General features: G+C 29.7%; 11 protein-coding genes, 1 tRNA gene and 1 other annotated feature. Of the genes, 2 read left to right on the forward strand and 10 right to left on the reverse strand.

All coding sequences use genetic code 11. The features are described from left to right. Positions 1-3 precede the first annotated feature (3 nt). The 4 genes from FGK85_RS04245 to FGK85_RS04260 all read right to left on the reverse strand — a co-directional run bounded on the left by FGK85_RS04245 (position 4) and on the right by FGK85_RS04260 (position 2,827). A complete protein-coding gene (locus FGK85_RS04245) occupies positions 4-582 on the reverse strand; it encodes a Maf-like protein (protein WP_138204034.1) in 579 nt (192 codons plus the stop codon). A gap of 169 nt (positions 583-751) precedes the next feature. Next, the gene (locus FGK85_RS04250) at positions 752-1,426 is read right to left on the reverse strand and encodes an SPOR domain-containing protein (RefSeq protein ID WP_138204036.1); all 675 of its coding nucleotides are present in this window, start codon (positions 1,424-1,426) and stop codon (positions 752-754) included. Positions 1,427-1,548: 122 nt separating this feature from the next. After that, positions 1,549-2,136: a C40 family peptidase gene (locus FGK85_RS04255; RefSeq protein WP_138204038.1), complete on the reverse strand. Its 588-nt coding sequence runs from the start codon at positions 2,134-2,136 to the stop codon at positions 1,549-1,551. 172 nt (positions 2,137-2,308) lie between these two features. Further along, positions 2,309-2,827 (reverse strand): GNAT family N-acetyltransferase, encoded by a 519-nt coding sequence (locus FGK85_RS04260; RefSeq protein WP_138204040.1) that lies wholly within the window; start codon positions 2,825-2,827, stop codon positions 2,309-2,311. Between the two features lie 154 nt (positions 2,828-2,981). Here FGK85_RS04260 and FGK85_RS04265 point away from each other — a divergent pair, with 154 nt between their 5' ends. After that, a complete protein-coding gene (locus tag FGK85_RS04265; RefSeq protein WP_138204041.1) occupies positions 2,982-4,376 on the forward strand; it encodes a M17 family metallopeptidase in 1,395 nt (464 codons plus the stop codon). A 908-nt stretch (positions 4,377-5,284) separates the two neighbouring features. Here the strand turns inward: FGK85_RS04265 and FGK85_RS04270 are convergent. Next, on the reverse strand, positions 5,285-5,953 hold the full coding sequence (locus tag FGK85_RS04270; RefSeq protein WP_138204043.1) for a hypothetical protein: 669 nt from the start codon (positions 5,951-5,953) through the stop codon (positions 5,285-5,287). 106 nt (positions 5,954-6,059) lie between these two features. Beyond that, positions 6,060-7,082 carry an aspartate--ammonia ligase gene (gene asnA, locus FGK85_RS04275; protein ID WP_138204045.1) on the reverse strand — a complete coding sequence of 341 codons (1,023 nt, stop codon included), beginning with the start codon at positions 7,080-7,082 and terminating at the stop codon, positions 6,060-6,062. Positions 7,083-7,225: 143 nt separating this feature from the next. After that, positions 7,226-7,492: a binding site (T-box leader), on the reverse strand. Positions 7,493-7,741: 249 nt separating this feature from the next. Between asnA and FGK85_RS04280 the strand changes: the two genes are divergently transcribed. After that, entirely contained in the window at positions 7,742-8,698 is a 957-nt protein-coding gene (locus FGK85_RS04280) for a phosphatase PAP2 family protein (RefSeq protein WP_138204047.1), read from the forward strand. 62 nt (positions 8,699-8,760) lie between these two features. On the opposite strand, the gene FGK85_RS04285 is transcribed toward FGK85_RS04280, so the two are convergent. The 4 genes from FGK85_RS04285 to polA all read right to left on the reverse strand — a co-directional run bounded on the left by FGK85_RS04285 (position 8,761) and on the right by polA (position 12,957). Further along, positions 8,761-8,847: transfer RNA gene (locus FGK85_RS04285), tRNA-Leu, on the reverse strand. Between the two features lie 198 nt (positions 8,848-9,045). After that, a complete protein-coding gene (locus tag FGK85_RS04290; protein WP_138204049.1) occupies positions 9,046-9,657 on the reverse strand; it encodes a lytic transglycosylase domain-containing protein in 612 nt (203 codons plus the stop codon). Then, positions 9,654-10,262: a dephospho-CoA kinase gene (gene coaE / locus FGK85_RS04295; protein WP_138204051.1), complete on the reverse strand. Its 609-nt coding sequence runs from the start codon at positions 10,260-10,262 to the stop codon at positions 9,654-9,656. Before coaE ends, FGK85_RS04290 begins: the two co-directional genes overlap by 4 nt. Before the next feature lie 88 nt (positions 10,263-10,350). Beyond that, positions 10,351-12,957, reverse strand: coding sequence for a DNA polymerase I (gene polA / locus FGK85_RS04300; RefSeq protein ID WP_138204053.1), 2,607 nt, complete (start codon positions 12,955-12,957; stop codon positions 10,351-10,353). Between the last annotated feature and the right edge of the window lie 378 nt (positions 12,958-13,335).

Genomic DNA, 13,335 nt, shown 5'->3' on the forward strand with positions numbered 1-13,335 from the left:
CTCCTATAATAAATTTACCCCCATATCCCTCATCATAAAATTCAATTTATTTAAAGGCAAACCTACTACATTGTAGTAACATCCCTCTATTTTCTCTACAAAAATACCGGCGAATCCCTGTATTCCATATGCACCTGCTTTATCCATCGGTTCTTTAGTTTCTATATATTTTTTAATATCATCATCTGATATATGACTAAATTTAACCTTTGTACAAACACATTCACTTAAAAATTTATTTGTTTTAGTATTTATAATGGTAATTCCTGAATAAACTTCATGCCACTTTCCGCTTAAAGATTTAAGCATAAAAAAAGCATCTTGTTCATCTTTAGGTTTACCCAAAATATTTCCTTGAAGTGATACTACTGTATCACATCCAATTACTAAAGCTTCATTTTTTAAGTTTGCACTTACAGTTTCCGCCTTACCCTTAGATAGTTCCTTTACATACCATTGAATATCACCTTTATATTTCACTGTGTCCTCTTCGAAAGTACTTACAACAACAGTAAAATTTTCAGTTACTTTTCCAAGTATTTCCTTTCTTCTTGGGGACGCTGATGCTAAAACTAAATCCACGTTATCACTTCCTAAACATAATACATATTAATATTATTGTCAAAAACTTCATAAAAATAGTCATTCAAAATATATCATTTATCCCCATACAAAATCTATCTTATATAGTTTACCATTTAATATTATCATAAACAAGTATTCAACAAATTTATTTAAAAACTTTTAAAAATTATTTTATGGAAATTAAACTATTATATATAAAATTATACCCTGAAGAAACTTGCTCTCTAGATATTTCATTAGGAAGCTTGTTCACATAGTCCTTAAGAGATTTTAAAACTTGTATATTTTTACTTTTTTCATCCACAGCCTTTAGAGAACTATTCCATTTTTTTAATTTTTCAGTTTTAAATGCCTTTACATTTTTATCTGAGAATTGACTTAAAACATCTAAATTGGCATTTATAAGTTCAATAATTTCTAAATTACAAAGATCCTCTCCTTTTATTTTAAAAGTTAATTTAGTGTTTTGAATTTCTTTTTTATTTAGAATGCTTACTGTTTTCTCTAAGTCCTCCTCTTTATATATACCCAATATTACTTTAAACTTATCATCTACTTTTACTATAAAAGAACTTCCATAGGGTTTCAATGTATTTACTAAAGTATCTGCATATTCTTTACTTAAAAATACTCCACATTGAATAGCATAAAAATTTTTTTCTTTTTTCCCAGTTGTATTTTTAATACTAATTTCCTTAGGTGAAGTATTTTCAGCTTTATTCAATATTTTTATTCCCTTACCATTTCCAATAACTATCAACATTGCAGCCACAAGCAATATGATTACTGCTATAAACCTTTTATTAGTTTTTCTCTTAACATTATATCTAGTGTACTTCATAATTTTACCTCCTTGTTATTAAACTATATTTATTATTACTTTATGTAAACCATAAATAGAACAATATAATTTAGGAGATTTTGTATAAAAAAAAATCTCGAATACATCGAGATTTTGTATATCTAATTTAAAATCCTTCTAGCCTTTGCATATCTTGAGCTATAGTAACTTTGAGACAAATCACTTATTATTACCCTATGACCTCCAGAAGACGCATGAATAAATTTGCCATTTCCTACATACATCCCTACATGTGCCAAATACCCTGTGGTGTTAAAGAATATAAGATCCCCCGGCATAAGTTCATTTCTTTTTACCGCTTTCCCTAATTCTGCTTGTGATCCAGTGTAATGAGGAAGACTTATTCCTACATTTCTGTATACATATAATGTTAAACCTGAGCAATCAAAAGCATTAGGTCCTTCTGCACCCCAAACATATGGCTTTCCTAGAAAACCCTTGGCATAATCTATTAATCCCATTCCCCTTTGGTATGCACTATTATAATCTCCGCCTCTAGAAGCTCTATTACTAACCAAACTATTATTCTGAGTATTTATAGATTTATTTACTTTTATGCTAGTAGAACGAATTTTTGAAACTCCGTTGTTTTTTAGTATAGTATCTGCCTTTGCCACATTAAGTTTTCCAATGGAAAGTATCATACCTAAAGCTAATACTAAAATAACCTTTTTTCTACTAAAGTTCATAAAAAAACCCCCTAATAAAATGTAACTTTTTCTTAACCCATTCCCCTTTTTATCACTATATAATTATAGTTTATATAGTTAAATGCTGTCAAGTACCCTAACCAAACTCCCATTTCCTTAGATTTACGGATTTTTTCTTAATTATTCATATATATATGCTACCTTGTCCAAATTAATTCTTACTTTTTATTTCCTCTTTTAATAATATAAAAGTCTTATCCTTTTCTTTTACATTTACGATGTCATCACATATCTTTACCAATAAAAAACCATTTTTATTCCAAAAATTCAATTCATCCTTTTCATCACTAGAAATTATCACATAAAATTTTCCTATATTAAATTCCCTAAATATTTTAATTATTTTTTTCAGTAGGCTATTTTTAATATATTCAGTATTTACATTATCTTTTAATCCAAAATATCTTATCCAAAATTCATTATAATCTTTAAATTCTATTGCTCCTTTAAACAATCCAATGATATGGTTATTTCTAGTTATTTTTAAAAACACCTCCCCTTCTCCAAGATAATATTCTAAAAATCTATCACAAAAATCTTTAAAGTCTAAATTTTCTCTTCCATCTTTATATACATTATTATCTTTTACCCAATTATATACTCCCACCAAATCATCTTTATTTATACTCTCAATACATATATCTTCAAATTTCAAATCGACTTGAAACATATCTCCTCACACCTCCAAGCAATTAAAATTTCTATATTGCCTCCATAAATTCCTTTTTTAACTGATATTTTTATAATAAATATTTTCAATTGTTAAATTAAATATATAATTGTGGTAATATTATAATTAGTTATACTTAATAGGGGGTGTTTTTATGGTAAGTGTGGAAAAGAAAATTCTCAATTCAAATTTATTAATTTTTAAATTTGAAAACTACAATCTATCTTATCCAAAGGAAATAGAAGAATTTTTAAAATTCTCAACAAACAAGGGAAAATTTAAGGAATTTGAAACTTTAACCACTATGGGAAAATCCAGTTACGAAAAAATATACATAATAGGACTGGGACTAACAGAAGAATTTAATACATCTGTACTATTTAAGTCTTTAGGCTTGGCACTTAAAAATATCAGGGAATCCATAGAATCTCTTGATATCTTAGATAATTTTAATGATGATTTTGGATTTACTATAGGCGAAAGTATATCCTTATCTTTATACAAATTTAAGGGTTTTAAAAATGATTTTTCTCCAGTTAAATTAGAAAAAATAAACGTAATATCTTCTTGTAGAGAATCTATCGAAAGAGGATTAATTTCAGGAGAAAGTATAAACTTTTCTAGGGAAATAACTAATCTTCCTTCAAATATTGTAACACCAAAATATTTAGCTCAAAAATCTCAAGCTATAGCCACTGAAAACTCTTTAGATATAACTATATATGATAAATACATGTTAGAAAAATTAGGTATGAATTCAATAATAAATGTAGGAAATGGTAGCTGTCATGAACCATATTTAATAATACTACAATATCTAGGTGATCCAGACAGCAAAGAAATCACCGCTCTAGTTGGAAAAGGTATTACTTTTGATAGCGGCGGACTTTCACTTAAACCATCTAAAGGAATGCATGGCATGGTAGGTGATATGGCTGGAGCTGCTTCTGTTTTAGGCGTTATGAAAGCCATAGGTAAATTAAAGCCTAAGAAGAATGTAATAGCTTTAATTCCTACTGCTGAAAACATGCCTTCTTCAAAAGCATATAAACCTGGAGATGTAATTAAAAGCTATAGTGGCAAAACTATACAAATAATCTCCACTGATGCAGAAGGCAGACTTATTTTATGCGATGCAATAACCTATGCTAAGGAACTAGGTGCTACTACAATTATAGATGTGGCAACTTTGACAGGTTCCTGTGCTAATTTCTTGGGTAGTATAAATATTGGTTTATTCTCTAATTCAAATAAATTAGCTGAAAAATTAATATCTTCTGGTAAAGAAACGGGAGAATATTTGTGGAGATTGCCAAATAATGATGAGTATATTGAACAATTAAAAACTCCTAGTGCCGATCTTAAAAACTCAGGAGATAGCTGCGGTGCAATAGTTGCCAGCATGTTTTTACAATGTTTTGCAGAGGATGTAAATTTCGCACATTTAGATATAGCTGGCTGTTCTTCTGCTAGAGAATATTCAGACGTATACGAAAAAGGCTCCAACGGAAAACCCGCAAGAACCCTAATAAACTACCTTATTAAATAACAAGAGTATATTGTGACGTAATGGCATAGGAAAAATCTGATTTTAATTCCGTGATAAATGTGAAATTTTGGACTTGAACAGTACGCCAAGAACTAAGGGACAATTGACAATTGAAAATGGACAAGGGACAATTAAGTAAGAAGTAAAAGATTAGGTACTAGGTGCTAGGAAAGAATAATTTTCCTCCACTGCGTTACAGAAAACCTTTAATTGAATATGAAGAATGGTATAGTAAGAAAAGATATAACTGTTTCATTAAACAAAGCAGTTATATCTTTTCTTTTAGGGCTTAAAAAATCTTTTATTGGCGATAGCCAGCGAAAATATAGAAATATCAAATATCAAATATCAAATATCAATTAATGTTTAAATTCCTATGGAATTTCTTAAATTAGAATTTGTGGAAGAAGTAAGAAGTGACAAGTGACAATGGACAATTGACAATTGACAATTGACAATTGAGAATTAAGTAAGGGTTAAGAAGTAATAGGTAAAATTTCAGAAGTTTAGCACTTAAAAAGTTTTTTTTGGCGTAGCCCGCTGATTTATAATGAAAGATTTATCCGATGACTACCTGCCGTAACACTCCCACTTCTAACAAAGTGGGAGATAACGGCAGGTAGTCATCGGATAAAATGAAAAAAATCCACATTATTTGTTATTTGATATTTGATATCTGATATTTATTATCTATATATTTAGCCTGGCTACCGCCAATAAAAGATTTAAGTTAAGCCAAAAAGCTAACATAATTTCACATTGTGAAATTATGTTAGCTATCTTTTTTACATTCTAAAATTTTTCGTAATACAATGAAGAAAAATTATCCTTTACTAGCCCACTAGCCCACTAATTTGGGCCCTCTAGCACTCTGTCCAACTAGCACTCTAAAAATAGTGACTCCGCCACTATTTTTCATAGTATGTTAATGTAAGTCTTATGATTCTTCTGCAAATTCTTCTAGCCTCATCATATGGAACGCCATAACTTCTTAGCATCCTAAATACGCCTGGATTATAACGCTCTATTTCTCTTAAAATTTTATCCACATCTTTTGGTCTATATCTAAGTTTCTCTTCTTCACTGTTATATCTAATAACATTCATCTCATCCTCATTGCTTTCTCCATTTTCCCTATTTGACATTTCTGATTCCATTTCAGGTACCATAGGCATCATTGGTCCTTCACCCATATTAGGCATCATAAATGGCATCATAGGGGGTTGCATATTTTCCATAAACATCTGAGGTGGCATTTGCCCCATTGGTCCCATAGGGCCCATAGGGTTTTGAGCCATTTGCATACAATACATCATGCATGGCATCATATATGACATCATAGGCATATTGGCTGGATTCATATTTCCTGGACACATTGGATTAATCATGCCTGCTGGCTTCATAGCACCTGCTGAATTCATATTAGGAGTATTATACATTCCATCATAATCAATATTATTTTCCATAGGATAATTATTCATATTGGGGTTCATATTTAAATTCATTTCTCCAGGTGAAATTGGTACCATTTCATATTCATCCTCAATATCTATTTCCTTTCTAATATCCATATCCAAATAAATTTACCTCCACAAAATAATACTACACTAACAACATATGCATAATATGCTCTTTTGATACATAGTTTGTATACTGTTAAATAAATATTATTTCAATGAATATTTATAACAACTCTATACCTTGCTCCATGCAATCTTTTATTATATCTTCTGTCCACAGTGAGGCTTGTACTTCTCCTATATGAGCTTTTCTAAGGAAAAACATACATATTCTAGATTGTCCAATTCCCCCACCTATGGTATAAGGAAGTTTTCCTTCCAATAACATTTTATGATATTCCAATTCTTTTCTATACTGACAGTTTTCTTTTTCTAATTGATAAAGTAAAGCTTCTTCATCTACTCTTATACCCATAGATGATAGTTCTAATGCACAGTTTAAAACTGGATACCAAAATATTATATCTCCATTTAAACTCCAGTCATCATAATCCGGAGAACGTCCATCATGTTTTTTCCCTGATTTTAATGTATCACCTATCTTCATTATAAATACAACTTTTTTATTTTTAGCTATGGCATTTTCTCTTTCTTTTGATGTAAGATCTGGATACATGTCCTCTAGTTCTTGCGTAGTTATAAAACTTATTTCCTCCGGCAATATCTTTTCTATATGAGGATACTCCTTATGAACAATATCCTCTGTATTTTTAAATACACTGTATATATACCTAACTACTTCTTTAAGCTGTTTTTCATTTCTACATTCCTTACTTATTACCTTTTCCCAGTCCCATTGATCCACATATATAGAATGTATATTGTCTAATTCCTCATCTCTTCTTATGGCATTCATATCTGTGTAAAGGCCTTCACCCTCTACAAAATCATATCTATATAATGCAGTTCTTTTCCATTTAGCTAGGGATTGAACTATTTCTATACTTTCCTCTTTTCCTAAATCTAAAGCATCAAAGGACACAGGTCTTTCATATCCATTTAAATTGTCATTAAGCCCTGTAGCACTCTTTACAAATAAAGGCGCAGATACTCTAGTTAAGTTCAATTTTTTTGAAAGTTCCCTTTCAAAATAATCCTTAACTTTTTTTATAGCTTTTTCTGTTTCTTTTAAACTCAAGCTTGATTTATAACCTTTTATCACTTGAAACTTTTTGCTTTTGTTCATAACAACTTCCTCCTAAACCTGATTGTTTTTTATAAATTGATCCTAAGCTTATTTCTTTTAAATAGCCAATTTATACTAATTGCATTAAAACTAACAAACTCTCAAAAAGCTGTTTTTTTGTAAAATAAAAAGCCTCCCATCCCCAAAGGGACGAAAAGCTATATTTTCGCGGTACCACCCTAATTAACTTGCAAGCAAGTTCACTCTAAGCTACAGTACGGAACTATGAATTCGATACTGCCCATTCTTTAACGGTTTGGTTCCGTCTGAGCCTAATTTTGCATTTTTTAAATGCAATTTCAGTCAGAAACTCCAAGATGTTCTTCAATACAAGTTTCATACTAATCTCTCACCATCATTAGCTCGCTTTAAATTCACTTTATATTTACTCTTCTCTTCACAGTTTTTATTTCTTAAATTTTTATTAGATTATATCATGTAGTTATTTATCTGTAAATATATTTTTGAAATTTATTTTTATACATCTTGCATTCTAGTTACATTTTTACTTATGGACATTAACCCATTTAAAATTAAATTCCTTATTCACTATTACATACTAATTTGTAAAAAATATTGTAATAATCTTTATACCCAAATTAACTAACTTTATGTTATAATTTAACTTAAAGTTCATATTTATATTGCAGGAGGTAGCTATGTTCGGTAATATTCGCAACAAACTTAATAATATTTGGAACATCATTGATAACATTTGGAATAACTATGGATATTTAATTTTTGGAGGTTTTTTTGCAATAAGTGCTTGTATAGCGCTATTTAATGGTCAATCTACTACTAGCATTATATATACATTAATGCTTGCATTTGCTGGATTCACAGCAAAAAAAGACTTAAAAAAAGATGTACGAGCTATAAATTTTTTAATATGGTGTATACCAATAATGGCATTTCTAATGTTTATTCAAAAACATGGATATACTATATGGGGAAAAGTATTGCAATGGCAGATGACAAAAGGGTTGGGCTGGAACTGGAACGAAACCTTTAAAAATATTCCTTTTAATGATGCTAGCTTTACAAGAATCTATCAAGCTAAATGGCTAAATGATTTTTTCACTTTTGTCTATAATAATGGATTTGTAGTTCCTGTACTAATTCCTATATATAGAGCTGTTTTGTGTAAGGATAAGAGAAAAATGATAAGATATATTCTCTCAGCTCATGTATTGCAAATCTTTTTAATAAGCCCTTTTTATGCAGCAATACGTCTTCAAGAAGTTTGGTATGTGCTTGGAAATCCTGACAGACTTCAAAGGAACTTTACACCGCAGCAAGCAGCTGGATGGACACTAAACTGTTTTCCATCTATGCATACTTCCATAGCTTTTGCCATGTTTCTAGTGGTTTTACATGAAAAAGATAAGATATTTAAATATGCTTGGTCTTTTTTCTGTTTAAGCGTAGTTTATTCTACCATGTACATGGAAATACATTGGGTAATAGACGTAATAGCTGGAATTGTACTAGCCTTAGTAACTGTTAAATTAGTAGATTTTATTTTTAAACTCTTTGATAATGCGATTTTAAACAAAACATCTAAAGCAAAGATTAATTACTTGTACTGTAATCCTGAAAAAAAAATAAAATTTTAAAATAAAAAACTAGACTTTTTACATTATTAAGTCTAGTTTTTTATTTTATCCTATGTAATTTTTGGTGCAGATGATGGGACTTGAACCCATACGTCCTTACGGACACTACCCCCTCAAGATAGCGCGTCTGCCGATTCCGCCACACCTGCATAATATTAAATTTTCAATTTTAAATTTTACATTTATTTTATAAACAGATCTCTAACCTTCAGATGGAGTTTTTACTCCAACTGAAGGTTAGAGATCGTTATCCAGGGACGTAGCTGCCGTTATCTCCCACTTTATTAGAAGTGGGAGTGTTACGGCAGGTAGTCATGGGATAAATACAAAAATTCAATTATATACTATTATTTAGAACTTATATGAAAGTTTTTAAACATATCCTTAATTAACTGAGTTTTATTTTTTCTTTGATTGTTATACAAGGTTTTGTATATATTGTGACTAATCTTTACCTTCTTTACATATTTATCTGTTTCTTTAAAAGGTATATAATGAAGATTTTTCCCATCCTTGGAGTGTTCAGGGTCTTTTAGCCACTTTGAAACTCTTCCTCTACCTGCATTATAAGCTGCTAGTACTAAATCCATATCCTTAAATTCCTTTTGAAGATTTTTCACATACCAACATCCCATTTTAATATTGGTTTCTGGGTTATAAAGTATATTTTCTTGAAAATTTATCATTTGCATTTTTTCTGATATCCACTTTGCAGTTTCAGGTGTTAACTGCATGAGTCCATAGGCATCTTTATTGGATTTAGCTCTATCATTAAAATTACTTTCAGTCTTTATTATAGCAGCTATAAGCATAGGATCTAATTCATTTTCTTTTGAATATCTCTCTATATATTCTTTATATTTATATGGGTACATGTTTTTAGCTATATTTTCTACATTTAAAATTGCTAAAATTACTGCAAATATTATAATAATTAAAACCAATTTTCTTTTTTTCATAGGTGGCCCTCATCCTTTTTAATCATTGCTATTATATAATTTATCTGATTTATTGTACTAATTAAATCTTTACTATTATCTATTACAAAGTCCACATATTTCTTTTTTTCTTCCAAATCCATTTGCGAATTTGTTCTATCTAAAACCTGTTTTCTTGTAAAGTTATCTCGCTTCATAACTCTTTCTATTTGAGTTTCTCTATCTACCCAAATCAATATATTCTTGTGCATATGCTTATATATACCTTGCTCAATTAGCGTAGGAGCATCTAATATACATATATCTTCTCCAGCCTCTTCGTAGGTTTTAAATCTTAAGTCTATTTCTTTTTTTATATATGGCATTATTATACCTTCTAGGGCTTTTCGTCTTTCTTCATGCATAAAAATAAAATTTCCAAGTTCTCTTCTTTTTAAATTGCCCTGGTTATCAAAAAATTCTTCCCCAAAGGTTTCTTTTATTTTTTCTTTTATTTTTGGATATATATTCAAAACCTCTCTGGCTATAAAATCTGCATCAATAATTTTAATACCCTTATCCTTCAATATATTAGAAATAGTACTTTTACCACTACCTACCCCACCAGTTAGTCCTATTTTAAGCACAAAATCACCCCATTACTTTAGTCGAGAGTGAAGAATGGAACGTTGAGAGTTAAAATTCCAATTCCCCACTTGCAATTATAAGTTCAAGTTATTTAGCTCCATACCAGTTTTCACCTACATTAATATCCACCTCTAAAGGCACTGAAAGTTTTACCACATTTTCCATTTCATCTTTTATCATGGATTTAACCTGTTCTAATTCATCTTTATATACATTTAAAATAAGCTCATCGTGTACTTGAAGTATTAAACTACTTTTTAAAGCTTTTTCATTTAATTTTTTATACACATTTACCATGGCCATTTTAATTATATCCGCTGCACTTCCTTGAATAGGTGTGTTCATGGCAAGTCTCTCCCCAAAGGACTTAACTATTTTATTAGATGAATTTATTTCCGGTATAAATCTTCTTCTATTTAGTATAGTTTCTACATAAGAATTTTCTTTTCCCTTTTCTATGATATTATCTAGATATTCCTTAACCTTAGGGTATCTTTCAAAATAAGTGTCTATATATTGTTTAGCTTCCTTTTTAGACACTTTTATATCCTGTGAAAGGCTAAAGTCACTTATACCATATACTATTCCAAAGTTTACAGCTTTAGCCCTGCTTCTCATAAGTGATGTAACCTGATCTATAGGTACTCCAAACACTTCAGATGCCGTTTTAGTATGTATATCACTATGATGCTTAAATGCATTTATCATATTTTCATCTCCAGCTATATGTGCAAGAACTCTAAGTTCAATTTGTGAATAGTCTGCAGATAAAATAACACATTCCTCATTTTCAGGAACAAAAACCTTCCTTATTTCTCTTCCCATTTCATATTTTATAGGTATATTTTGAAGATTAGGTTCTGTACTGGAAAGTCTCCCTGTGGTGGTAACTGTTTGATTAAAACTAGAGTGTATTTTACCATCCTCGTCTATTACATTTTTAAGTCCTTCCACATAGGTAGAATAAAGCTTTGTTATTTGTCTGTAATTCATTATTTTTTCTATAATAGGGTGCTTATCCAATAATTTTTCCAAAACCTCTGCATTAGTAGAATAACCTGTTTTAGTCTTTTTTACCACCGGTAAATCTAGCTTTTCAAACAATATTTTTCCTAATTGTTTAGGAGAATTTATATTAAACTCCTCTTGAGATAGTTCATAAATATCCCTTTTAAGTTCATCAATCTCTAAGCTAAACTTTTCACCTAATCCGTTTAATATTTCTCTGTTTACTTTGAATCCAAGGGTTTCCATGGAAGCTAATACTTCTATCAGCGGCTGCTCCACTTTATATAAAAGCTCATTCATATTTAATTCTTCTATCTTTTCATGAAATACATCATTTAATTTCTCTAAAAGAATTACCTTTTTAATATTATCTTCTATTTCCTCTCCTTTTACACTTTTAAATAAATATTGTTCTAAAATATCTTCTAATTTATATTCCCCTTTAGAAGAATCAATTAGGTAGGCCTGTATTTCTGTATCAGATGCTAATCCCTTAAGCTCTATGCCCAGTTTTCTAAGAGCTGTATAAGCACTTTTTACTCCGTGAGAAATCTTTTTTATATTTAAGTTTTCCATTATATCTTTTAAAATTTCAATGGTTTTTTCTCTGTTTTCCTCCATAAGTTTATCAACTGGTATAAAGAAATTTTCATTATTACAGTGAATATATATATCTTTCAAGTTACATTTAGAATATACAGTTTCATTTTCTATTTTAAATAGCACAAATATAGTTTCTTTAAAAAGCTTATAAAATTTCTTTAATTCTTCTACATCAGCTATTTCTTTATAGTTACACTGAATTTCTTCTTCATGTCCCCTTGGCAATTTGTCTAAAAAACTTTTAAATTGAAGTTTTATAAATAATGTTCTAAGTCCTTCTATGTCAAAATTTTCTTTAGACCTTATGGAATCCATGTCTATTTCTATAGGAACTTCAGTTATTATGGTTGCTAATTTTTTACTAAAAATAGCCTGTTCACTGAAATTAGTCAAGTTTTCCTTAAGCTTCTTTCCACTGATATTTTCTATATTCATAAGCACATTCTCTATGCTGCCGTATTCCTTTATAAGCTTATAGGCTGTTTTCTCTCCTACTCCCGGCACCCCTGGTATATTGTCAGAAGTATCTCCCATAAGTCCCTTTACATCTATGAACTGTTTAGGCGTAACACCTAATTCCTCTATCATTCTTTTCTCATCATACACCTCTGTTTGAGTCATACCCTTTTTATTTATAATAACTTTAACATTATCCGTGGCTAGCTGAAGTGCATCCCTGTCTCCTGTAACTATGTAAACCTCTATTCCCTTTCCCTCTGAAAACACCGAAAGGGTTCCTATTAAATCATCCGCTTCAAAACCTTCTATTTCAAATATATCTATAGCTAATTTATTTAATACTTCCTTAATTATTGGCATTTGCTCAGAAAGCTCTGGAGGCATCTTTTTTCTTCCTGCTTTATATTCACTATATTCTTTATGTCTAAAGGTAGGCGCCTTTTTATCAAAAGCACAAACTATATAATCAGGTTTTATTTCCTCTTTCATTTTAAAAAGCATGCTTAAAAAACCATAAATAGCATTGGTGTGTATTCCTTCTGCATTTGTAAGTTCTGGCAAAGCATAAAAAGATCTGAACATTAAACTATTGCCATCTAAAATCAGTAATTTTTCTTTATCCATATCCGTGCTCCTCTCTATGGTACATATAAATTCATTATATCATAAAAACTGTTTATCTATTAATTTGCTAATTTTAAGACAATGACTCTATATTAATATTTTACACTTATATATAAAAACATTCACTTTATAATGTATTATTCATAAAAATTTATTATTTACTTAACTTCTTTAATTTAAGAAGTTGAAATACCAATTGTAGATTCAAATTCCTTGGCAGGAATATAGTTACAGTGTTTCACACTATATTGGTCCTATAAATAACTTGAAAATTTTTCTAAGAAGCTAATTTCAGCTCATCAAGTATTAATTCTATGGGTACATTGTTTTTAGCTTGCTCATAAATAAAATGCACTAATTCTTTAGCCGCTAGGCTTT

The sequence above is a fragment of the Haloimpatiens lingqiaonensis genome, assembly GCF_901447495.1.
GTDB classification, from domain to species: domain Bacteria; phylum Bacillota; class Clostridia; order Clostridiales; family Clostridiaceae; genus Haloimpatiens; species Haloimpatiens lingqiaonensis.

Bases quoted from the DNA above. Each gene is read 5' to 3' on its own strand.
- FGK85_RS04250 (WP_138204036.1), bottom strand. From the start codon at position 1,426: ATGAAGTACACTAGATATAATGTTAAGAGAAAAACTAATAAAAGGTTT.
- FGK85_RS04280 (WP_138204047.1), top strand. From the start codon at position 7,742: ATGTTCGGTAATATTCGCAACAAACTTAATAATATTTGGAACATCATT.
- FGK85_RS04265 (WP_138204041.1), top strand. From the start codon at position 2,982: ATGGTAAGTGTGGAAAAGAAAATTCTCAATTCAAATTTATTAATTTTT.
- FGK85_RS04255 (WP_138204038.1), bottom strand. From the start codon at position 2,136: ATGAACTTTAGTAGAAAAAAGGTTATTTTAGTATTAGCTTTAGGTATG.
- asnA (WP_138204045.1), bottom strand. From the start codon at position 7,082: ATGAACAAAAGCAAAAAGTTTCAAGTGATAAAAGGTTATAAATCAAGC.
- polA (WP_138204053.1), bottom strand. From the start codon at position 12,957: ATGGATAAAGAAAAATTACTGATTTTAGATGGCAATAGTTTAATGTTC.
- FGK85_RS04260 (WP_138204040.1), bottom strand. From the start codon at position 2,827: ATGTTTCAAGTCGATTTGAAATTTGAAGATATATGTATTGAGAGTATA.
- FGK85_RS04290 (WP_138204049.1), bottom strand. From the start codon at position 9,657: ATGAAAAAAAGAAAATTGGTTTTAATTATTATAATATTTGCAGTAATT.